The organism is Pseudomonas acericola (SeqCode) (assembly GCF_053456465.1).
This window is the reverse complement of sequence record NZ_JBRFJB010000001.1, coordinates 39,582-61,866: the sequence shown is the minus strand read 5'-3', so window position 1 is coordinate 61,866 and position 22,285 is coordinate 39,582. Positions and strand designations below refer to the sequence as shown.

21 protein-coding genes are annotated in these 22,285 nt (G+C 58.1%); 10 read left to right on the top strand and 11 right to left on the bottom strand.

What is annotated here, in order from left to right; translation table 11 throughout:
* The first annotated feature begins 95 nt into the window (after nucleotides 1-95).
* From ACU688_RS00300 to ACU688_RS00280, 5 genes are read left to right on the top strand one after another with little or no spacing between them, the layout of a single operon-like run.
* Nucleotides 96-341 carry a TraK family protein gene (locus ACU688_RS00300; RefSeq protein WP_448183259.1) on the top strand — a complete coding sequence of 82 codons (246 nt, stop codon included), beginning with the start codon at nucleotides 96-98 and terminating at the stop codon, nucleotides 339-341.
* A 33-nt stretch (nucleotides 342-374) separates the two neighbouring features.
* Entirely contained in the window at nucleotides 375-1,115 is a 741-nt protein-coding gene (gene trbJ, locus ACU688_RS00295; protein WP_448183258.1) for a P-type conjugative transfer protein TrbJ, read from the top strand.
* Between the two features lie 2 nt (nucleotides 1,116-1,117).
* A complete protein-coding gene (locus tag ACU688_RS00290) occupies nucleotides 1,118-1,306 on the top strand; it encodes a hypothetical protein (protein WP_122763835.1) in 189 nt (62 codons plus the stop codon).
* Between the two features lie 2 nt (nucleotides 1,307-1,308).
* Entirely contained in the window at nucleotides 1,309-2,964 is a 1,656-nt protein-coding gene (gene trbL / locus ACU688_RS00285) for a P-type conjugative transfer protein TrbL (RefSeq protein WP_448183257.1), read from the top strand.
* On the top strand, nucleotides 2,964-3,245 hold the full coding sequence (locus tag ACU688_RS00280; protein ID WP_448183256.1) for a hypothetical protein: 282 nt from the start codon (nucleotides 2,964-2,966) through the stop codon (nucleotides 3,243-3,245). The genes trbL and ACU688_RS00280 overlap by 1 nt, the downstream gene beginning before the upstream one ends.
* 542 nt (nucleotides 3,246-3,787) lie before the next feature.
* Here ACU688_RS00280 and repC read toward each other — a convergent pair.
* The 3 genes from repC to ACU688_RS00265 are packed head-to-tail and all read right to left on the bottom strand — an operon-like array spanning nucleotide 3,788 to nucleotide 5,771.
* Nucleotides 3,788-4,690 carry a replication protein C, IncQ-type gene (gene repC / locus ACU688_RS00275; RefSeq protein ID WP_448183255.1) on the bottom strand — a complete coding sequence of 301 codons (903 nt, stop codon included), beginning with the start codon at nucleotides 4,688-4,690 and terminating at the stop codon, nucleotides 3,788-3,790.
* Nucleotides 4,677-5,543: a helicase RepA family protein gene (locus ACU688_RS00270; RefSeq protein WP_448183254.1), complete on the bottom strand. Its 867-nt coding sequence runs from the start codon at nucleotides 5,541-5,543 to the stop codon at nucleotides 4,677-4,679. Before ACU688_RS00270 ends, repC begins: the two co-directional genes overlap by 14 nt.
* 3 nt (nucleotides 5,544-5,546) lie before the next feature.
* On the bottom strand, nucleotides 5,547-5,771 hold the full coding sequence (locus tag ACU688_RS00265; protein ID WP_448183253.1) for a helix-turn-helix transcriptional regulator: 225 nt from the start codon (nucleotides 5,769-5,771) through the stop codon (nucleotides 5,547-5,549).
* Nucleotides 5,772-5,855: 84 nt separating this feature from the next.
* Here ACU688_RS00265 and ACU688_RS00260 point away from each other — a divergent pair, with 84 nt between their 5' ends.
* Nucleotides 5,856-6,830 (top strand): LuxR family transcriptional regulator, encoded by a 975-nt coding sequence (locus tag ACU688_RS00260; RefSeq protein WP_448183252.1) that lies wholly within the window; start codon nucleotides 5,856-5,858, stop codon nucleotides 6,828-6,830.
* A 66-nt stretch (nucleotides 6,831-6,896) separates the two neighbouring features.
* Here ACU688_RS00260 and ACU688_RS00255 read toward each other — a convergent pair whose 3' ends face one another.
* The 5 genes from ACU688_RS00255 to ACU688_RS00235 all read right to left on the bottom strand — a co-directional run bounded on the left by ACU688_RS00255 (nucleotide 6,897) and on the right by ACU688_RS00235 (nucleotide 13,259).
* Entirely contained in the window at nucleotides 6,897-8,105 is a 1,209-nt protein-coding gene (locus tag ACU688_RS00255) for a tyrosine-type recombinase/integrase (protein ID WP_448184008.1), read from the bottom strand.
* Between the two features lie 309 nt (nucleotides 8,106-8,414).
* A complete protein-coding gene (gene guaA, locus ACU688_RS00250) occupies nucleotides 8,415-9,992 on the bottom strand; it encodes a glutamine-hydrolyzing GMP synthase (protein ID WP_124525050.1) in 1,578 nt (525 codons plus the stop codon).
* Nucleotides 9,993-10,072: 80 nt separating this feature from the next.
* Nucleotides 10,073-11,542 carry an IMP dehydrogenase gene (gene guaB / locus ACU688_RS00245; RefSeq protein ID WP_017478674.1) on the bottom strand — a complete coding sequence of 490 codons (1,470 nt, stop codon included), beginning with the start codon at nucleotides 11,540-11,542 and terminating at the stop codon, nucleotides 10,073-10,075.
* Nucleotides 11,543-11,781: 239 nt separating this feature from the next.
* Nucleotides 11,782-12,330 carry a sugar ABC transporter ATPase gene (locus ACU688_RS00240; RefSeq protein WP_448183251.1) on the bottom strand — a complete coding sequence of 183 codons (549 nt, stop codon included), beginning with the start codon at nucleotides 12,328-12,330 and terminating at the stop codon, nucleotides 11,782-11,784.
* Nucleotides 12,331-12,491: 161 nt separating this feature from the next.
* Nucleotides 12,492-13,259, bottom strand: coding sequence for a sulfite exporter TauE/SafE family protein (locus ACU688_RS00235; protein WP_448183250.1), 768 nt, complete (start codon nucleotides 13,257-13,259; stop codon nucleotides 12,492-12,494).
* Between the two features lie 99 nt (nucleotides 13,260-13,358).
* Here ACU688_RS00235 and ACU688_RS00230 point away from each other — a divergent pair, with 99 nt between their 5' ends.
* The 4 genes from ACU688_RS00230 (at nucleotide 13,359) to leuA (ending at nucleotide 18,466) form a co-directional block, all read left to right on the top strand.
* A complete protein-coding gene (locus tag ACU688_RS00230) occupies nucleotides 13,359-14,249 on the top strand; it encodes a LysR family transcriptional regulator (RefSeq protein ID WP_448183249.1) in 891 nt (296 codons plus the stop codon).
* Nucleotides 14,250-14,259: 10 nt separating this feature from the next.
* Nucleotides 14,260-15,639: an exodeoxyribonuclease VII large subunit gene (gene xseA, locus ACU688_RS00225; protein ID WP_448183248.1), complete on the top strand. Its 1,380-nt coding sequence runs from the start codon at nucleotides 14,260-14,262 to the stop codon at nucleotides 15,637-15,639.
* 3 nt (nucleotides 15,640-15,642) lie between these two features.
* Nucleotides 15,643-16,464, top strand: coding sequence for a peptidoglycan DD-metalloendopeptidase family protein (locus tag ACU688_RS00220; RefSeq protein ID WP_448183247.1), 822 nt, complete (start codon nucleotides 15,643-15,645; stop codon nucleotides 16,462-16,464).
* Between the two features lie 322 nt (nucleotides 16,465-16,786).
* Nucleotides 16,787-18,466: a 2-isopropylmalate synthase gene (gene leuA / locus ACU688_RS00215; RefSeq protein WP_448183246.1), complete on the top strand. Its 1,680-nt coding sequence runs from the start codon at nucleotides 16,787-16,789 to the stop codon at nucleotides 18,464-18,466.
* A 151-nt stretch (nucleotides 18,467-18,617) separates the two neighbouring features.
* Here the strand turns inward: leuA and ACU688_RS00210 are convergent, their stop codons facing one another.
* The 3 genes from ACU688_RS00210 to der all read right to left on the bottom strand — a co-directional run bounded on the left by ACU688_RS00210 (nucleotide 18,618) and on the right by der (nucleotide 22,152).
* Nucleotides 18,618-19,409: an amidohydrolase gene (locus ACU688_RS00210; RefSeq protein WP_448183245.1), complete on the bottom strand. Its 792-nt coding sequence runs from the start codon at nucleotides 19,407-19,409 to the stop codon at nucleotides 18,618-18,620.
* Nucleotides 19,397-20,545, bottom strand: a complete 1,149-nt coding sequence (locus ACU688_RS00205; RefSeq protein WP_448183244.1) for a pyridoxal phosphate-dependent aminotransferase — start codon at nucleotides 20,543-20,545, stop codon at nucleotides 19,397-19,399. Before ACU688_RS00205 ends, ACU688_RS00210 begins: the two co-directional genes overlap by 13 nt.
* A gap of 137 nt (nucleotides 20,546-20,682) precedes the next feature.
* Complete coding sequence (der, locus tag ACU688_RS00200) at nucleotides 20,683-22,152, bottom strand: ribosome biogenesis GTPase Der (RefSeq protein WP_448183243.1); 1,470 nt, start codon at nucleotides 22,150-22,152, stop codon at nucleotides 20,683-20,685.
* Nucleotides 22,153-22,285: the final 133 nt, after the last annotated feature.

Here is a 22,285-nt window from a genome sequence, read left to right as displayed (position 1 = left end):
TTGAATTGCTTAGATCCGACTTAAATCTACTTAAACCGCATATAATCGCGTTATGTTTCATTAATTTTCTCTACCTAGTTATTCTGTGTTTTCCTATGCCTTTATCCATGCTAAAACTAACAGCATCAACAGGAGGAAAGCCGATGCAAAACAATGATCTAAAGCCTATAAAAAGAAGAGCTGGCCGCTCTGAGTTCTTCTCGATCAGAAAGGAGTTAGAAACTAAAATACTACTCGGCTACCCTCTTGCATGGATCTATGCGGAATACATTGATCGATTTAGCTTTGGATATGTGCAGTTCACACGTTACGTCGCTCGTTACTGCAAACAACCACGTTAATTCATTATGATAGGTAAGCACTGGAGACAAAAAATGATAAAAGGATGGAGATTATTATTAACAGCCTTTACATTAATGTTCACCGAACAGAACGCCTTTGCTATCTACTGCACAAACTGCTCTACATTCTATCAACAGATGTTCGAGTACGCTGAAGCAGTCAACACGGCGCTGAACACGGCAGAGCAGCTTTCGACGCAAGTCCAGCAATACAACAACATGGTCACGCAGGGCGTTTCTTTGCCGAACAGCATGTTTGGCAGGATCACCCAAGACATGCAGCGCGTGGCCAGCATCTACAATCGGGCTCAGTCATTGGGTCGCAATGTGGAGAATCTAGACTCGCAATTCAACACGCAGTTTCCCGGCTATAAGACGTATTTACAGAAGTTCATCCAATCGAGCGGCAAGGCAACGGACGTTATGCCGGATCGCTATGAAAAATGGTCAGCGCAAGGCTTCGATAACGCCAAGACGGCGATGCAAGCAGCGGGCATGAACATCAGCACGTTTGAGACAGAAGATGCGCACCTTGAACAACTGGTGAACCGTTCGCAGTCATCGGCTGGTCGCATGCAGGCGATCCAAGCCGGGAACGAGATTGCAGCTTCAAACGTGCAGCAGCTCCAAAAACTACGTGACTTGGTCGCGACCCAAATAACCCTGCAAGGCAACTACATTGCTCAAGAAACCGAGCGCCAGGCAACAAATAATGCTGCTGTTGAACAATTCCAATCACGCCCAAACACTCGCGGCCCGTCTCAGGGGTTCTAAACATGATGATTCAAAAATGGTTTCTGGCTGCACTGATCACTGTATCGGGAATTAGTGGCGCGGCCTTGAACAACGTTGTTTCTGCCGGGAGTGATTGCGCAACAGTTGCTGAAAAAATTAAACAATCTGATGCAGCCACTCGAAAATTCCAGGAGCGCCCGAATACTCGCGGCCCATCTCAGGGATTCTAAATATGAGACGCACAACTATTTTCACAGTAGCTCTAGCATCACTGTTGCTGCCCTTTGGAAACGCAATGGCTGCGGGTCTTGATTTGGCGCAAAGCAACACGTCAATGACAGGACTTTTAGTGTTAATACAAAATGCCTCTAATGACTGGGGGCCTCGTCTTCATGGCTATGCCGTAACTGTATTTTGGAGTTTGGCCCTTATCCAATTTATATGGACGTTTGTCCCTTTGGTGTTCAAGCAGGCGGATTTCAGCGAGCTAATCGGCGAATTGATCCGCTTCCTTATGATCATCGGTTTTTTCAATATCCTGCTTGACCACTCAACGGAGTGGGCAGGTACCATTATTGATAGCTTCAGGCAAGCAGGTGCACACGCAGCGAGCTTGCCAACTTCTGAGCTAATGCCTGGTGACATGTTTGCCATGGCGGTCGAGTTTTCGCGGTCGATTCTGAGCGGAATAAGCATCTTTAACGGGTCACTAAATATCGTTGTTGCGCTCGCCGCCCTCATTGTTTTGCTGTCTTTTTCCTTCATTGCGGCGTTCGTCTTTGTGACTTTGGTTGAGGCTTATGTTGTTATTAATGCCTCTGTTTTGTTTATGGCCTTTGGCGCATCCCAATGGACGCGGGAATACGCGCTGGCCGTTATTCGCTACACCGTTTCTGTGGGTGCTAAGTTATTCATAGTGACGCTGATAGTTGGCCTGATTTTGTCTGTAGCTGAGAAGTGGCAAGCTGCTTATACCAATGATGAGGCTTCTCTGATGACTTTGGTTGGATTGTCGTTGATCTGCGCTTACCTAACCAAAACCATCCCTGATTTGATAGCGGGCATGATTAACGGCTCGTCTATGGGTGGCGGCAGCTCTCTCGGTGGTATGGCTGCGGCTGGTTCGGCTGGTGCAGCCGCCGCAGTGGCCACTATTGCGACCGCAGGCGCAGCAGCTCCGGCAGCCGCAGGGGTACTCGGCGCTGCCGGGAGTGGTGCTAGTGTTGCAAGTGCGGCATCCGGTAGTGGTGGCCTTGCCGCATCGATCAACTCCAGCTTTGCCGGTGGTGGAAGTGCGGCCAGTGCAGGTGGTGGCGCAGTCAGCGCTGGTGCTGGTAGCGCGGGCGTCGGTTCTGGCACTGGCGGCAGTTCTGCCGCTAAATCGGCTGGTGCCAAGGTCGGGGGGAGCGCCTCTGGTGGCCCTAGCGGTAGCGGCCCAGTTCCGCAGTCAAGCCAAGGCGTACAGCAAGCGGCCAAACAGGCCGGGAAAGCGGCGCAACGCAACGTGGACGAACCCAAGGGCGAGGCCGCCGCGACCCCACAAGGGGTTCCAGGCGGCGGTCGTTCGCAATCAACCCCGCAAGCGTCCCAACAACGCACTGACGACGCGCAGGAGGGTCGCAGCGCCATTAGCGGACATCAGGTGGCCAACGCGCTAACGCGAGGCACTGGCATCCTTTCTGCTATCTCTGTGCCCGGCATGGAAGGCGCGGCAAGCATGGGTGGCGGATTTGGTGGTGATCAAAGCCAGGTCGATAGTGGTTCTGGTAGCGGTAGTGATAACAGCATCGAAGCAAGCGAGACGTCTGACATCATTCGCCCGGCTCAAGAGCCAGCGGCAGTACCTAATCAATCCAAAAACGACACGAATAAACCGGAGCTTCCCTAATGATCGAACTTATCCTTTTTTGTGTGTTTGCCACTGCTTACGCCTTTGGTATGCAGCTCCTCGGCCGCTGGCTACGCTCGCGTGGTCATGGTGCAAAACTGGAAGCTGTCGGGAAGCATTACTATGCGTTGCAGTCCCGGATCAGCCCGCTGGCCCTGCCTGTGGCTGTTGGTCTATTAGGCGCGGCTCAATCCTACAACCGATTGCCTCTATTCGGCAGTAAACGACAAGCTGCACAGCTCGATCAGTTGCGTGCTGATATGTCGAACAACAGAAAGTAGCCTCAACTCTAACTCTGTTAAATCCAAGCCCTGCACATGCAGGGCTTTTTTGTGGACACCAAAAGGAAAGCAGTGGTCGGCCCCGCCTATTACACACTCAGACGCTCTGAAGGGTCGCGCACTGGACGACAAGCCAAACAGGCCACACTTTTATGTCAACCTCCCGGAAGTGGCTGCAATACGCGGCAAAGACCGGATTTGCGGCTGCTTTACCTGCCGCATGGGGTCGATTGCCCCTACCCTTTCTTTTTGGTTGTAAATCTGAACGCACTGACGACACGATTTGTCAGGTGCGCTGATGTTGTGTATTCGACGAACAGTCTCACTGCTCGCACGAGGCCAATGCAGAGACCCGGCAAGTGCGCTTCCCTTTTGGTGTTCAACGGCCGTAGGCCGACCAAGAGCAGCAAGCTATGCGCTGCGCCTTCAAGGCGCGGCGCGAAGCGCGCATGTTGGAGATTCTTAGAGAATCTTGGATGGAATTCGCAAACTGGCCGCAAAGGCCTACCGCTGCTGGGTTTTCAGAAACTGGCCGGGTGCCGTTAACGTGGGGTTTGGGTACTGAAAACTTGGGAGCTGGGTACTGTTAACGTGGGGCGGGTGCCATTATCGTGGCCCTTGGGACGCCCGATTTCCCATTTAGCCTTGGCATATTCGTCCAGCTTCCAACCCACAGCGACCAACTCGACCAACGCCTTGCGTGCTGTTTTACGGCGCTTTTTGATAGTATTTGGGTTCGTCGTCTCGTCTGGCCAAACATAGCCACAAAGTGTGTCCAACTCGACCAGCCGCGACTTGCCGAGGTCAATAAAGCCACATAGACGTTGATGGATCAAACGGGCGGGATCGGTCTGCAACCCCCTCACTTCATCCATGTTTATGCGGATGTATTGCCCGCCCGTGATTGCGCGAGCAATCAGAGGGTTCAATGCCACGTATAGTTTGCCGTCCTGCTCGTCGCTGGCGTACTCGGACAACAGGCGAAAGCCCTGCCGTTTACTTCCGTTTTGAGCAATGATGGAGACTTTCCAGAGCCTCTCGATGCAATCGCGTACTCGTTCGGTATCGTTTTTATTGGCATAGCCCACTTCGCTGGCCAACGCCCCATAACTGCCTTTGACCACCATTGCATTCTGCTGGACTGCTTCCCACTTTGGCTCAAGGGATAGCCGTAGCTGCCGACCGCCTTCTGTCTGTGGGTCGGGGGACAGCACAAGGCCATAAGGCCCGGCCATGGCCACAAGTCCTTGCAAAATACGGAGATCGTCGACCCCCAGCGGTTCCGGTCCACTGAACTCGATACGCTTACCATTGCCGTAGTCATATACCACGTCTAGCTTGCTGCGCTTACGCTCTCGTACTCCTTTTTTGAGGCTACGGAACAGGCCCGGCGCCAGACAATGCACCGGGTCGTGGCGGGCGTGGGTCAAGTCATGCTTGCTCACGGTGCCGCCCCTTTCCACCATCCTGTTTAGCTACCAGCAGGTCTACTGGCAACAACACGCCACTGCCGTGCCTCAAATACCAACGATCAAGCTGCGTAGCAGCGTAGTTCTGTTTCGACACACCGAAGCGCACAAAGTACCCTCTCCGGTCGTCCCCTATGGGGTGCCTGTCATAAGCACGATCACTGAGGCCCTCAGCCTCGTCTTTTGTCATCTTTGCCACGAAACCACACCAACGGGCATTGTCGATAAGAGCGGACGCACCACGCGCTGCTTGCTGCTGATCGGTCTGGCCTTCGCGGGCGCTTCCCTTGCTGACATGGTGCAGATATAGGACTGACGCACCGGTGCTGGCCGCGACGTGCTCAAGAGTGGCGACAAGTCGCGCCATGTCTCCGTTACTGTTTTCGTCCCGGTCGTGAATCCGACTCAGGGTATCCAGCACAATCAGCCGGGCACCGTCGCAGAATTTGATTACGTCAGCACGTTGCTGGTCATCCATCACGTTCATGAGCTTGCCCATGATGGGCTTGATAGTTAGATTCTCCGCGATGGCCTCGCGAGCCTGCTGATTCAGGTGCTGACCTATGGCATGAACGCGGCACACCAACGCGACTTCCGGGTCTTCTCCGGCGAAATAGACCACACGTCCCGTGCGCTTAGGGCCAAGCCCTACAAGGTCTCCACCGGCAACAGAGCACGCAATGGACATTGCGGCCTCCAACGCCCAAAAACTCTTTCCGGTGGCTCCGGGAGCCACAAGCGCTCCGACCGTTCCCGCGAGAAAGCCGGGCCATATAAAGTCCAGTACAGGCGGTTCATCTTCAAAAGCCGCCCGTAAATCAATAGCCATAATTCAGGCCCCTATTCCGGGGCGGCGGGCTTGGGTGCCTGACGACTTGCGCACTTCAATCCATTCTTCGATCTCGGCCAAATCCCAGGCGACATTTCGGCTGGTGAGTGCGATGCGACGCGGGAACTCTCCTCTCTGCTCCATGTTGTAAATAGTGCGCTCAGCTAGCGGGATCATTGCCTGCAGCTTTTTGCGGTTTATGAGAGTCTTGTTCGTAGTTGTTTGCATGTCTTGGCCTCGTTCAATCACTTGCGAATGAGTGCCTGATCGTGCCCCTATGTGCCATTTGCTTCGACGGTATGATTGGCTAAAATGGTTGACATGGAAAATATATCAGCTATCGCTATTTGGAAGGGATGCGCCCCAACCGTCGCAGATGCCATCAGACGATTTCGAGATTGCTGGGAGCCTTACTCCGCAGCATCGAAGCGTTACCCTATCGCTCGACTGGTAGAAGAACTCATCGACCCCGTTGTAGTTACGTACACGGCGACACTCCCATCGCGCTATCTTGGGCACGTACCAGGAGCCGGTACAGGCGTAGCGTTCAGTGAGATCATGCTATTGGTTGGTGCTGATGCAATGGTCCGCGTACAGCGCCGATTGCTGCGTGCTTTTGTTCTAACGGAAGACGAGCAGTCCAAGAGAGACCAACGATTTATCGCCACACTCGAAACACTGATAGAGCTGGTATGGGCATGCAAGCGTAAGCAACCAGCGAAACGAAATGTTCGCGGTTTGAATGGTCAACGCTTAAAAGTTTTTTGTAGATTTTGCGGCACGCTCGCGGAGCTGGCCTCATTCGCCGAATCTGTCGACGACGTTGGCCAACGAGGCGTAGATGAGAAACTGCGCCTCAGCAACCTCTACTGCGCAGCTCATCGCCCTAAGTTGCCGGATGACGAGTGGAATCCCGCCTACAGGAAAGCGAAACGATCTGTAGCGCAATTCGACCTCGAATTAATTAGGCTCAGCCGGCAATGCGCCTCCCGAGGTATTCCGCAAGCGAAATCAGGGGATGAGCTGGTTGACAGCTACATACACAACTACATGCTTGGCCAAACATTAAAGCTAGCAGACGAAGCAGAGTTACGGAACCTAGCGCGGCTCATGGTGGACTCGAGATTGTCGGACCGAAAAAAACAAATACTCATGCTCCAACGGTTTGACTTCAATCAATCAGCGATTGCGCGCAGGCTGGGTATTGAACGCCAGGCAGTATCCAAAGCCATTACCTCAATCCCAGAGGTGTTTCGCCTGAGTCGGCCGCAAAGATCCGATGAGTAGCTCGTTTTAGTGTCAACCAAAATACGCAACCAATAACAGTTCACGCAGCTGAATCGGCTTCTTAAATCAAACCTTCGCTCGTGGTCTTTTTAGCGTCCACTCGTCAATCATATCCGCCCAATCCTGCAACATAGCCCGACGCTGATCACGGTATTCAGCCTTGTTGTAGACGGCCCGAACGCCCTTCTGCTCGTGTGCCAGGCATTTCTCAATCCAATCTGAGTTGTAACCGGCCTCATGCAGGAGCGTGCTCGCTGTGCGCCTCAAATCATGGGGTCCGAACTTACTCAACGGCTGCCCTTCTTTCTGCGCGAGCCGATAGGTCAGCGTCAGCACCTGATTGATCGTCGCGGTGCTCATTGGCAAATCAGAATCGTACCGGGAGGGGAAGACGTAATCTGAACCACCGGCAAACGTCTTCAATGCAATGAAGAAATCCAAAGCCTGCTGAGATAAGAACACCAAATGGGGGTTGCGGCGCTTCATCCGCTCTTTCGGAATGGTCCACAGGGCTTCGCTGAAATTGATCTCGTTCCAGGTAGCGTTGGTCAACTCACTTTTGCGAACCATGGTCAGCAACAACAGCTTAGCGGCCACCCTCACGGAGGAGGCGGTGCCAATGCGGTCCAAGTACTGATACATCAACGCGATTTCGTCAGGCCCTAAAGCGCGGTCACGTGGCTCGAATTTAGCGATGCTTGCAGGACGTACCAGATCAGCCGGGTTCTCTACCTTCTGGCCACGCTCAATCGCCCATCGGAACACCTGCATCACAATCTCGCGGGAGTGCACGGCCGTGGCTGGAGCTCCACGCTCTACGATTGCATCAGTCAGAGTTCGAAGATCCTCATGATTGATTTCCACCAGTTTCTGATTACCGAAGTGCGACTTTAGCTCGCGCTCGTAAACAGATCGGCGCATGTCACGGGTCGAGTCAGCCATCTGATACCCACGCAGCCATTTCTCAGCCCACGCATCAAACGTCTCTGCCCCTTTGGTGCGTGCCTTGGCACGGGCTTTCTCTTTGGCAGGTGACTTACCCGCTGAAACCATCTTTTTAGCCTCTCCCAGGCGCTCTCTGGCTTCAGCAAGTGTGATGCCACCCACACCATAGCGACCGAAAGTGATGGTCTCCTGACGGCCGTTGATAGAGTAGTTGTAGCGAAATGAGATGGAACCGGCAGCAGTGACGGCCACGTACAAACCGTCGCGGTCGTTCACTTTGTAGAGTTTTTCTTTCGGTTTGAGGTTACGCAGCTTGGTATCGGTCAACATGGCAGTTAGGGATTCCATGGAAAATAATACCATGCTCAGAAAAACACTCATTCACCACCTTAAAACCCAATGAAACAGGGGTAATGATGAGATTTGATACCATGCCAAACCCTACTAAGGCGACATGGTATCGAGCACCAAGCATGGCATTTGGCTCAGTCAATGCCCCGTACCATGCCACATAAGCACGGTGCTTGGCGATGCACAAAGCTGCCAGAATTTGCCAGACCCAAAAAGCCAAAAGCCCGCAATTACGCGGGCTCCAGGGCATTTCTTGCTAGATCGTGCCGGACAATGCCGGACGTCCAATCATTCCCACTCAATCGTCGCCGGCGGCTTGCTGGACACGTCATAAGTAACGCGCGAAATGCCTTCGATCTCATTGATGATACGGCCGCTGACAGTTTCCAGCAGTTCGTACGGCAGGTGTGCCCAACGAGCGGTCATGAAGTCGATGGTTTCTACGGCACGCAGGGCCACGACCCACGCGTAACGACGGCCATCGCCTACAACGCCAACGGATTTCACTGGCTGGAACACCACGAATGCCTGGCTGACCTTGTGGTACCAGTCGGCCTTGCGCAGTTCTTCGATGAAGATGTGGTCGGCACGACGCAGCAGGTCGGCGTATTCCTTCTTCACTTCACCCAGGATGCGCACGCCCAGGCCCGGGCCCGGGAATGGGTGGCGGTAGACCATGTCGTACGGCAGGCCCAGTTCCAGGCCCAGACGGCGGACTTCGTCCTTGAACAGTTCGCGCAGCGGTTCTACCAGCTTGAGGTTCATTTCCTCAGGCAGACCACCCACGTTGTGGTGGGACTTGATCACGTGGGCTTTGCCGCTCTTGGCGCCAGCCGACTCGATCACGTCAGGGTAGATGGTGCCCTGGGCGAGGTACTTGATGTTGTCCAGGTTGTTGGACTGGGCATCGAATACGTCGATGAAGGTGCGACCGATGATCTTGCGCTTCTTCTCTGGATCGGACTCGCCGGCCAGGTTGTTGAGGAACTGGTCCTCGGCGTTGGCGCGGATCACCTTGACGCCCATGTTCTCGGCGAACATGGCCATCACTTGCTCGCCTTCGTGCAGGCGCAGCAGGCCGTTGTCGACGAAGACGCAGGTCAGTTGGTCGCCGATGGCTTTGTGCAGCAGGGCAGCCACTACCGAGGAGTCAACGCCGCCGGACAGGCCCAGCAACACGTTATCGGTGCCGACCTGGGCGCGAACCTGGGCGATGGCGTCTTCAGCGATTTTCGACGGAGTCCACAGGGCTTCACACTCGCAGATGTCGAGGATGAAGCGCGACAGGATGCGGCCGCCTTGCTTGGTGTGGGTCACTTCCGGGTGGAACTGCACGCCGTAGTAACGACGCTCGTCGCTGAACATGCCGGCGATCGGGCAGCTCGGGGTGCTGGCCAGGATGTGGAAATCTTCTGGCATCTTGGTGACCTTGTCACCGTGGCTCATCCACACGTCGAGGCCGAACAGGCCGTCGGCGTCAACGTGGTCTTCGATGCCGTCCAGCAGGCGGCTCTTGCCGACCACGTCTACACGGGCATAACCGAATTCACGCAGCTCGGAACCTTCAACCTTGCCGCCCAGTTGCTCGGCCATGGTCTGCATGCCGTAGCAGATACCGAAGACGGGCACGCCCAGGTCGAACACGGCTTGTGGGCAACGCGGGCTGTTGGCTTCGTGCACGGACTCGGGGCCACCGGCGAGGATGACGCCTTTGGGTGCGAATTCGCGGATCGCTTCGTCGTCCATGTCGAACGGATGCAGTTCGCAGTACACGCCGATTTCACGCACGCGGCGGGCGATCAGCTGGGTGTACTGGGAACCGAAGTCGAGGATCAGGATGCGGTGGGCGTGAATGTCGAGGGCCATGAAGTCAGTCTCGTCTAATGAATCAGAAACAACTCGGGGCTGAAGAACAGCCCCGGTTACTTAACATTTTGCTGGAAGCATCAACCTACGCGGTAGTTTGGCGCTTCCTTGGTGATCTGCACGTCGTGGACATGGGATTCAGCCATGCCGGCGCCGGTGATCCGCACGAACTCTGGCTTGGTGCGCATTTCTTCGATGTCGGCGCTGCCGGTGTAACCCATCGAGGAACGCAGGCCGCCCATCAGTTGGTGGATGATCGCGCTCAGGGTGCCTTTGTACGGTACGCGGCCTTCGATGCCTTCCGGGACGAGTTTCTCGGCGCCTGCCGAGGAGTCCTGGAAGTAACGGTCGGAAGAGCCTTGCGCCTGGGACATGGCGCCCAGCGAACCCATGCCACGGTAAGCCTTGTACGAACGGCCCTGGAACAGTTCGATCTCGCCTGGCGCTTCTTCAGTACCGGCAAACATCGAGCCCATCATCACGCAGGAAGCACCGGCAACGATGGCCTTGGACAGGTCACCGGAGAAACGGATGCCGCCGTCGGCAATCAACGGTACGCCGGTGCCTTCAAGGGCAGCAGCCACGTTGGCGATGGCGCTGATTTGCGGCACGCCCACGCCGGCAACGATACGGGTGGTGCAGATCGAGCCAGGGCCGATACCGACCTTGACCGCATCCGCGCCCGCTTCGGCCAGGGCCTTGGCGGCAGCGCCGGTGGCAATGTTGCCGCCGATCACTTGTACTTCAGGGAAGTTCTGCTTGACCCAACGCACGCGGTCGATCACGCCTTTGGAGTGACCGTGGGCGGTGTCGACCACCACCACGTCAACGCCGGCAGCGACCAGCGCGGCAACGCGGTCGCCGGTGTCTTTACCGGTGCCGACCGCAGCGCCAACGCGCAGACGACCTTGGTCGTCCTTGCTGGCCAGTGGGTAAGCCTTGGCTTTTTCGATGTCGTTGACGGTCATCATGCCTTTGAGGGCGAATTTGTCGTCGACGATCAGCACGCGCTCGATGCGGTGCTTGTGCAGCAGTTCGCGCACGTCGTTCTTGTCGGCGCCTTCCTTGACAGTGACCAGACGCTCTTTCGGCGTCATCACTTCACGGACGGTGACTTCAAGACGGTTTTCGAAACGCACATCACGGGAAGTGACGATGCCGACCAGGTCGCCATCATGCAGCACCGGAACACCGGAGATGTTGTGCAGGCGGGTCAGGTCGAACAGGTCACGCACGGTGGCGTCGGCTTCGATAGTGATGGGGTCTTTGACCACACCGGCTTCGTAACGCTTGACCTTGCGCACTTCGGCAGCTTGCTGCTCGATGGTCATGTTCTTGTGGATGATGCCAATGCCGCCTTCCTGAGCCATGGCGATTGCCAAACGGGCTTCGGTGACGGTGTCCATGGCAGCGGAAACCAGAGGAATATTCAGCTCGATGCCACGGGTTAGGCGGGTCTTGAGACTGACTTCGTTAGGAAGCACCTCGGAATAACCGGGCACTAGGAGAATGTCGTCGAATGTCAGAGCTTCTTGGCTGATACGCAGCATCGCGGGGGCTCCCGAGCGGGAAAATGGAAGCGCGCCATTATATACATGCGCCCTGCCGGGCTCAATGTAAAACTCTGACAAACTTGGTAATACTGATAGATGGATTAAAGTTCGCCCTGTGATCGTTCCCGCGCTCTGCGTGGGAACGCATCTTGTGACGCTCCGCGTCACGACGTTTAACAGCAGGACGCGGAGCGTCCGGAGCTGCGCTCCCACGCGGAGCGTGGGAGCGATCAGGGTTACAACTCGACTTTGACCCAACTCATCTTCTGGTCCAGCCAATCGGCGAATTCGTCGATAAAGCTCTGCTTGAACCCCGCCTCCGCCCAGTTGTTGAAGATGAAGCCCAGGTTGGAAAACCCGCATTCCTGTAGGAACAGGAAACCGTTGATGTCGTCTTCATGCCCACACAGCGGGCAGGTGAAATTGTCGGTGTGGCCGGGCATCCAGTCTTCCAGGCTTTCGAACAGCGCCTCGCCGACTTCCTTGCGGCACTCCGGGCAACCGGCTTCTTCGAGAAAACCCTTGGCCGGCGTATAGATGCAGCGCTTGTAGATGATCTCCAGGCCGTTGATCGGCTCGTTGAACGGCAGCGCGTCCGGGTACAACACCACGGCGCGGGCGCCGTCGGCCAGGGCATAGCCCATGCGGTTGCCGGTGCGGCCGCACGTGGTGAGTTCTTCCTTGATGATGTTCTTGCGCACCAGCCAACGCACGATCGCCCGGGCGCGGGGTTCGTGGACGGGCAAGGTGGAGATTTTCGGGACAAGGATGCTTTGGGAATTCATGGGGCCTGATAGTCCTGCGGTGTGCCGTCTGACGCCTTCGCGGGCAAGCCCGCTCCCACAGGTGGCCGCATTCCAACAGAAGAAATGCGGTCGAATGTGGGAGCGGGCTTGCTCGCGAAGAGGCCCTAAAGGCTGGCAGCTTAATCCCTGAAGAAATCAGGTCAAGCGCTCAAGTACCGCCCAATCAATGCAACACCGCTGGCGAGCACCAGCCAAGTCACCAATCGCACAAAGGCTTCGCGGGACATGCGCAGGGTCAATCTACGGCCAAACCACAACCCCAAAGCCATCGCCGGCAACAGGCACAGCGCCAACATCAACAACGGCAAATCCGCATACACCCCGGCCATCAGGAACAGGCTCAGGCGCACCACCGTGCTGCAACTGATCAACGCACTTTGGGTGGCGTGCGCCGCGTCCTTGGGCAAGCGGCTGTTCAGGTAGATCGCATATAAAAAGCCACCACTGCCAAACAGCGCGCCAAACAACCCACCCACAGTGCCCATGGGAATCGCCCAACCCGCCGCCAGCTGCGCCGGCCGTGCTTTTACCAGCAGGCTGTAGAGCGCGTAGGCACTGATAAACAGCCCCATCAGCAGCAACAGCACATCCGAATGCAGGTTAAGCAAAAACACCACGCCAAGGGTGCAACCGATGGCCATGCACGGCAGCAGTCTCAGCAGCTCGGGCTTGTTCACGTCGCGCCGCGATTGCAGCAGGTTGCCAAAGGCCGCGACAAAATCCAGCAGCACCAACAGTGGGATGATCTTCGACAACGGCATAAACAGAATCAGGATCGGCCCCGCCACCAACGCCGTGCCAAAACCGGCGATGCCAAACACGATGTAGGCCACCACCACGCCCACCGCAATCACCAGCCAATCCACACCACCAAACGACCACTGGCTTAACAGCTCAACCGCGCCCATGGGTTATTCCTTGAAAGAGATGACCTTCACTTTAGCCATCGGCGAGGGTTGCGACTAATATCTTCAAAGCCATCCACCTATCTCAAAAAGGCATGACGCGTGATCTCCACCCGCCAACTGCGCTACTTCGTCGAAATCGCCGACAGTGGCAGCTTCAGCGCCGCCGCCGAGCGTTTGTTTGTCGCCCAATCGGCGCTGAGCCGGCAGATCAAGGAACTGGAAACCCAGCTGCAAACCCCACTGTTCGAACGCACCGCGCGCCAGCCCCGGCTGACGGCGGCGGGCGAAGCGTTCTACCCGCGGGCGCGCAACCTGCTGAGCGAGCTGCTCAAAGCCAGTGAGATGACGACTCAGATAGGCAACGGCCAACTCGGCACACTGCGCTTGAGTCATTCGAGCACCGTGCCGATGAGCGGCGCGTTGTTGCAAGGGATCAGCACTTGGCTGGAACGCTGCCCCGGTGTGTCGATGGACATCGTCAAACTCTCTTCGGAAGCGCAGCTGGAGGAAATCGCCGACGGCCGCCTGGACGTAGGATTGTTGCGCCTGCCGGTATTGCGCCAGCGTGAAGGCGTGCGTGTAACGCCTTTATATAGCGAGCAAGTGTTGCTGGCCGTGCCGCCGGATCATGCGCTGGCGCGCAGCAATATGCCGGTGGAGTTGGCGCAACTCAGGGACGAAGCGTTTATCTCGATCCCCCATCCCCAGCGCGGCGGCCTGAGTTATCTGTCAGCCGAGTTGTGCATGCGTGCGGGATTTTTCCCCAAGGCCGCACGGGTGATGTCACGCAAGACCACCCAGTTGCAGTTGATCCAGGCCGGCTTCGGTATTGCCTTGTTACCAAAATCCATGCAGGACATTGCCCCCGCCAACCTGTGCTTTTTGCCGCTGGCCGACCCGGACTGCCTGAGCACCGTGGCCCTGGCCTGCGCGCAAGCACCCAGCGCGCTGGTGGAGCAATTCTGCCAAACCTTGCAGGAATGCCTATAAACTGCCGCCCATGATTAAAGATCCCTTTGCCCGCCTGGGCCTCGACCGCGAAGTCCTCACTGTCAGCCAGCTCAACGGCCGCGCGCGGGTGTTGCTGGAAGACGTGTTCACCAATATCTGGGTCGAAGGCGAGATCTCCAACCTCGCCCGCCCGGCCTCCGGCCATGTGTATTTCACCCTCAAGGACAGTGGCGCCCAAGTGCGTTGCGCGTTGTTTCGCAATAACGCCGCGCGGGTGCGCCAAGCCTTGAAAGACGGCCTGGCGGTGAAGGTGCGCGGCAAGGTCTCGCTGTTCGAGGGCCGTGGCGACTACCAGTTGATCCTCGACACGGTGGAACCGGCCGGTGACGGCGCGCTGCGCCTGGCCTTCGATGCGCTGAAGGAAAAGCTCAGCGCCGAAGGCCTGTTCAGCGCCGAGCGCAAGGTGCCGCTGCCGGCCCATCCTCGGCGCATCGGTATTATCAGCTCGCCGACCGGCGCGGTAATCCGCGACATCATCAGCGTGTTCCGCCGCCGAGCGCCGAACGTTGAACTGACCCTGATCCCGACGGCCGTGCAAGGCCGCGAGGCGATCCCGCAGATCGTGCGGGCGCTGAAACTGGCCGACGCGCGGGGCTTCGACGCCTTGATCCTGGCCCGTGGCGGCGGTTCGCTGGAAGACCTCTGGTGCTTCAACGAAGAGGCCGTGGCGCGTGCCGTGGATGCGTGCGTTACACCCATCGTCAGCGCCATCGGCCATGAAACCGATGTGTCCATCAGCGACTTTGTCGCCGACGTGCGCGCCCCTACCCCGTCCGCCGCAGCTGAATTACTTGCGCCAGACGCCAGCCATCTGGTGCGCCAGGTTGAAAACCTGCACCGTCGCCTGGTGATGCTGATGCGCAATCGCCTGAGCCACGACCGCCTGCGCCTGGAAGGCATGTCCCGGCGCCTGCGCCATCCCGGCGAACGCCTGCGCCAGCAAGCCCAGCGCCTGGACGACCTGGACATGCGCCTGCGCCGCGCCTTCGAGCGCAGCCTCAATACTCGTCGCGAGCGTCTGATCCGCCTGGAAACCCGCCTCGCCGGCCAACACCCCGGCCGCCAACTGGCCCTGCTGCGCCAGCGCCTCGACAGCCTTGCCGAACGCTTGCCCCGCGCCATGCGCGAAGGCCTCAAGGCGCGCCGCCTGCAACTGCAAAGCCAGGTGCAGACGCTGCACGTGGTCAGCCCGCTGGCGACCTTGGGCCGTGGCTACAGCATCCTGCTGGACGAACGCGGCCAGGCGATTCGCAATGCCGCGCAAACCCACACCGGCCAGCGCCTGACCGCACGCCTCGGTGAAGGCCAACTGCAAGTGCGGGTGGAAGACAACCACCTCACCCCCGTCACCCTTTCGTTATTGGATTGATTGATGCCACGTTTATTCAGCCTGTTGATGTTGTTGTGCCTTGCCGTTAACGCCCACGCCGACAGCTACATCATCCGCACCTTGAACAAGCCGGTGCCGGGTGGCGTGGCCGTCGTCGATCTGGGCCCTACGGCAGCCGCGCCGAAGGCCAGCTATCAAGGCAAGCCGGTGCTGGTGGTGAAGGAACAAGACAACTGGCTGGCGATTGTCGGCATCCCGTTGACGGTCAAGCCGGGCAACGAGCGCATCAGCAGTGGCGGGCGCAACCTGCCGTTTATCGTGGGTTACAAGAAGTACCCGGAACAACGCATCACCCTGAAAAACAAAAGCCAGGTAAACCCCGAGCCGGCGCAGCTCAAGCGCATCGAGGCGGAGCTGGCGGTGCAGATCAAGGCTTACCGCAGTTTCAGCCCGAACCTGCCAAGCAACCTGGTGCTGGATAAACCGGTGAATGGGCCACTGTCGAGCAAGTTCGGCGTGCGCCGGTTCTTTAACGGTGAAGAGCGCAACCCCCACTCCGGCCTGGACTTCGCGGTGCCGGCGGGTACGCCGATCAAGACCCCGGCAAATGGCAAGGTGATTCTGGTCGGCAACTACTTCTTCAACGGCAACACCGTGTTCGTCGATCACGGCCAGGGCTTTATCAGCATGTTCTGCCACATGTCGAAGATCGATGTGAAAGTGGGCGATCAACTGACCCGTGGCGCCGTGGTGGGCAAAGTCGGCGCGACCGGCCGTGCGACCGGGCCGCATATGCACTGGAACGTCAGCCTCAACGATGCGCGGGTCGACCCGGCGATCTTTATCGGCGCCTTCCAGCCCTGATTGATTCAATTGCGCGCCAGCCAAATGGCGCGCAATTAAAAATAGACTCGCGACAATTCCCAACCATAAAATCCTGTTTTCTGCGCAAAGAGCAGAACTTATCTCAATTTTCCCCGACTGCTTGCCATCTTTCACCCCGGCGGTTAGGGTTGAGCCTATGAAAACCTCTCACACCCTCATTCAGCTCCGCCAGCACCGCAGCCTGTGCCTTGTCAGCGCACGACTGCCAGGCTGAATCGATCTGCCTCGTCCTACGCTTTATCCCCAATAACAGTTCCACGGCAGGCCGCCTCTTTTCGGCCCCTAAACAAAGGATTTCCCGATGAGCATGCTCAAAGACCCGTCTTCGAAGTACCGCGCGTTCCCGACCATCGATATCCCGGACCGCACCTGGCCTTCGAAAACCATCACCAGCGCGCCGATCTGGTGCAGCTCCGACCTGCGTGATGGCAACCAGTCGCTGATCGAGCCGATGGACGCCGCGAAGAAGCTGCGTTTCTGGAAGACCCTGGTGTCGGTAGGCGTGAAGGAAATCGAAGCGTCGTTCCCGGCCGCGTCGCAAACCGACTTTGACTTCGTACGCACCCTGATCGAAGACGGCCACATCCCCGAGGACACCACCATCCAGGTGCTGACCCAGGGCCGTGAAGACTTGATCGCGCGCACCTTTGAATCCCTGCGCGGTGCCAAAAAGGCCATCGTGCACTTGTACAACGCCACTTCGCCATCGTTCCGCCGCATCGTGTTCAACCAGGACAAGGACGGCATCAAGGCCATCGCGGTCAACGCGGCCAAGCTGTTCGTCAAATATGCCGCCCAGCAGCCAGAGACCCAGTGGACCTTCGAATACTCCCCGGAGACCTTCAGCGCCACTGAGCTGGAGTTCGCCAAGGAAGTCTGTGATGCAGTGATCGAGGTGTGGAACCCGACGCCTACCCACAAGATGATCCTCAACCTGCCAGCCACCGTTGAATGCGCCACGCCGAACATCTATGCCGACCAGATCGAGTGGTTCGGTCGCCATATCAACCGTCGTGACAGCGTGATCATCAGCCTGCACACCCACAACGACCGTGGCACCGGCGTCGCCGCCACCGAGCTGGGCCTGATGGCCGGCGCCGACCGTGTCGAAGGCTGCCTGTTTGGCAACGGCGAGCGTACCGGTAACGTCGACCTGGTCACCGTGGCACTGAACATGTACACCCAGGGCCTCGACCCGCAGCTGGACTTCTCCGACATCGACGGCGTGCGCAAAGTCGTCGAAGAGTGCAACCAGATCCAGGTGCACCCACGTCACCCGTACGTGGGCGACCTGGTGCACACAGCCTTCTCCGGCTCCCACCAGGACGCGATCCGCAAGGGCTTCGCCCAGCAGAAAGACGACGCCCTGTGGGAAGTGCCGTACTTGCCGATCGACCCGGCCGACATCGGCCGCAGCTACGAAGCCGTGATCCGCGTGAACAGCCAGTCGGGCAAGGGCGGCATCGCCTACCTGCTGGAGCAGGAATACGACATCAGCTTGCCACGCCGCATGCAGATCGAGTTCAGCCAGGTGGTACAGGCCGAAACCGACCGCGTGGGCCTGGAGATGACCGCACCGCAGATCTACGCCTTGTTGCAGCGTGAATACCTGCAAGCCAACACGCCGTACGCGTTGGTCAGCCATCGCCTGCAGGAAGAAAACGGCAACAGCAGCGTGGAAGTGGAAGTGTCGGGCAAGGGCCAGGGCGAAACCAACCTGCGCTGGCAGGGCAAGGGCTACGGCACCCTGGAAGCGCTGGTCGCAGCTCTGCCGATCAAGGTGGAGATCATGGACTACAACGAACACGCGATCGGCGCAGGTACCAATGCCAAGGCTGCGGCCTACATTGAGCTGCGTGTGAATGGTGAGCGTCCGGTGCATGGCGTGGGTATTGATGAAAACATCACCACGGCGAGCTTCAAGGCGGTGTTCAGTGCGCTGAACCGGTCGTTGAGCCAGTTGGAAGCGAAAGCGGCGTAATTGGCTGCTGGAATGCGAAAGGCCCCTGGGTGTGAATCCAGGGGCCTTTTTTGTTGGCTGTGAGGGCCTCATCGCGGGCAAGCCCGCTCCCACAGTTGAACGTGTTCACAAATCAAAATGTGGGAGCGGGCTCGCCCGCGATTGCGGTCTATCAGACAAACTGAAAGGTATCGGCATCCAGATTCGCCGGGAATCGCGCACGGTAAGCCGCCAACTCCGCCGCCTCCAGGCACACCTGAAACACCCCATCCGCCTCCCCCGCACTGAGCAGGGTCTCACCCTGGAAATCCAGCACCTGGCTGTCCCCGGTGTAGGCAAAGCCCTTGCCATCCGTGCCCACCCGATTCACCGCCGCCACGTAGCACAGGTTCTCGATGGCCCGCGCCGGCAACAGGCGGTTCCAATGCAAACGCCGTGCGCCGGGCCAGTTGGCGGTGTACAGCAGCAGGTCCGTGTCCTGGGCATCGCGGCTCCACACCGGAAAGCGCAGGTCGTAGCAAATCAGCGGGCGAATGCGCCAGCCCTTCAATTCGAACTGCACCTGGCGCTCGCCGGGTGTGTAGTGATTGTGCTCGCCGGCCATGCGGAACAGGTGGCGCTTGTCGTAGTGCCACACCTCCCCGTCCGGGCGCGCCCACAGCAAGCGGTTACGGTGACTGCCATCGGCGGCCTCGATAATCACGCTGCCGGTAATCACGGCGTTGTACTTTTTCGCCTGGGCTTGCAGCCAGTGATGGGTCGGGCCGTGTTCCGGTTCGGCCAGGGTGGCCGACTCCATGGAGAAGCCGGTAGTGAACATCTCCGGCAAGACGATCAGGTCAGCGCCCTTGGCCTGCTCCAGCAAAGGCTCGAAGTGTTCAAGGTTGGCCTGACGGTCATGCCAGGCCAGGGTGGTCTGGATCAGGGCGATGTTCAGGTCTGGCAGTGCACTTAGATCACGCATAGCTTTTCAGCTGCTTGGCGCAGCGTCTCCTCGCGTTTGGCAAAGCACAGGCGCACCAGGCGCTGGCCTTGCGGTGGGTTCTGGTAGAACACCGAGACCGGGATGGTCGCCACGCCGTGTTCGCGGGTCATCCACAGGGACATGGCGACGTCATCCAGGTCCGGGCGGATCTGTGAGTAATCCACCAGTTGGAAGTAGGTGCCGGCCACTCGGCTAAAGCTGAAACGCGACGGCGCCAGCAGGTCGCAGAAAAGGTCGCGCTTGGCCTGGTAGAACGCCGGCAGTTCCTCGACATGTTCCGGGTGCTCGGCCATGAAGTCAGCCAGGGCGAACTGTAACGGCGTCACGCCGCAGAAGTTGACGTACTGGTGCACCTTGCGCAGTTCGGCCGTAAGAGCCGGTGGCGCGACCACGTAGCCGGTTTTCCAGCCGGTGACGTGATAGGTCTTGCCGAAGGAGCTGACCACGAAGGCGCGCGCGTACAACTCCTCGTGGGCCAGCACGCTGACATGGGACACACCGTCGAACACCAGGTGTTCGTAGACCTCATCGCTGACCAGGTAGATATCACGGTCGCGGATCAATTCGGCCAACTGGTCCAGCTCGGCGCGGCTGATCAGGGCGCCTGTGGGGTTGTGTGGAGTGTTGAGGATGATCATGCGTGTACGCGGCGACAGCGCCGCCTTGATCCGCTCAAAATCCAGCGCAAAGCCTTGCAGGCTCAACTGCACATGCACGCAACGGCCACCGGCCAGCTCGACCGAGGGTTCATAGCTGTCGTAGCAAGGGTCGAACACGATGACTTCATCGCCGCTGCGGATCACCGCCTGGATGGCGCAGAAGATCGCGGCGGTGGCGCCCGGTGTGATGGTCACTTCGCTGTCGGCATTGACGGAGGCGCCGTAACTGCGGGCAATCTTGGCCGCCACTTGCTGGCGCAGGGCCGGCAAGCCGGTCATCGGCGAATATTGGTTGTGCCCGCTGGCAACGTGCTTGCCCACTGCATCGAGCAAGCCTTGGGGGCCGTTGAAGTCGGGGAAACCCTGGGACAGGTTGAGCGCGCCCGTCTCGGCAGCCAGTTGCGACATGGTGGTGAAAATGGTCGTGCCGACGTTCGGCAGCTTGCTGGTGATCATGGGAGCCCCCCTTCGGGTGAGGCTGCAAGTTTTAAGCTGCAAGCTGCAAGCAGGTCAAGCGACAAACCATCAGGCACAAAAAAGGGCTCCGAAGGAGCCCTCTCTTGCAGCTTGTAGCTTACAACCTGAAGCTGCCGTTACTTCTTATCCCGGCGCTTCTTGTCGGCCTTCTTGTGGTGAGTCATCAAACGACGCTTCTTGTTCACCTGACGGTCGGTCAAGGTGTTCTTGTTGCCTTCGTACGGGTTATCACCACCCTTGAACTCGATGCGGATCGGCGTACCGACCAGCTTCAAGACACGACGGTAGGTGTTTTCCAGGTAACGCACGTAGGACTTCGGCACCTTCTCGATCTGGTTACCGTGGATCACGATAATCGGCGGGTTGGCACCACCCAAGTGGGCGTAACGCAGTTTGATCCGGCGGTTGTTGACCATCGGCGGTGCGTGCTCGCCTACCGCGTCTTCCAGGATCTGGGTGAGACGGTTGGTCGGCCAGCGGGTGACCGCAGACTTGAACGAGTTCTGTACGGATGCGTAGAGGTTGCCCACGCCAGTACCGTGCAGTGCCGAGATAAAGTGGATATCGGCGAACTCGACGAAGAACAGGCGACGTTGCAGCTCGATCTTGACGAAATCGCGCTCGCTTGGCGTCATGCCGTCCCACTTGTTGATCGCGATCACCAGAGCCCGACCGGCCTCAAGGGCAAAGCCCAGCAAGTTCAGGTCGTGGTCCACCACGCCTTCGCGGGCGTCCATCACAAAGATCACCACGTTGGCGTCTTTGATCGCTTGCAGGGTTTTCACCACCGAGAACTTTTCGACTTCCTCGTGGATCTTGCCGCGCTTGCGCACACCGGCGGTGTCGATCAGCGTGTACTTCTCGTCGTTACGCTCAAACGGGATGTAGATACTGTCGCGGGTGGTGCCAGGTTGGTCATAAACGATGACTCGGTCTTCACCGAGCATGCGGTTGACCAGCGTGGACTTGCCCACGTTAGGGCGGCCGATGATGGCGATCTTGATACCGTCTTTTTCGCTCGGACCAGGAATGCGCTTGGCTTCCTCGCCTTCGGCAACGATCTCTTCTTCACCCTCTTCTTCCTCGACATCATCCTTAGGGAAATCGCGCAGGGCGATTTCCAGCATCTGGGTGATACCGCGACCGTGGGCACCGGCAACCGGAATCGCATCGCCCAGGCCCATCGGGCTGAATTCGGCACGGGCTGCTTCAGGATCGATGTTGTCGATCTTGTTCGCGACCAGATAGGAACGCTTGTTGCGCTTGCGCAGGTGCTCGCCAATCATTTGGTCAGCAGCGGTGTAGCCCGCACGGGCGTCCACCAGGAACAACACGACATCGGCTTCTTCAATGGCGAGCAGTGATTGCTCGGCCATTTTTTCGTCCATGCCATGTTCGTCACCGGAGATACCACCGGTGTCGACAATAATGTAGGAGCGCCCTTGCCACTTTGCCTCACCGTATTGGCGATCACGGGTCAGACCGGACAAGTCGCCGACGATGGCGTCACGAGTCCTGGTCAGGCGGTTGAACAAGGTGGACTTGCCGACGTTAGGTCGGCCCACCAGGGCGATTACGGGAACCATGCGGCTCTCCACTTCGTTATTTCAGAAAATACAAAAGCCGCTGCAAGGCAGCGGCTGGTGCTCGGGGCAGCATCGTCAGATGCCGCATGCCCCGCCGAAGCGGGGCCGCCTGGGTGTTACCCCAAGCATAGTT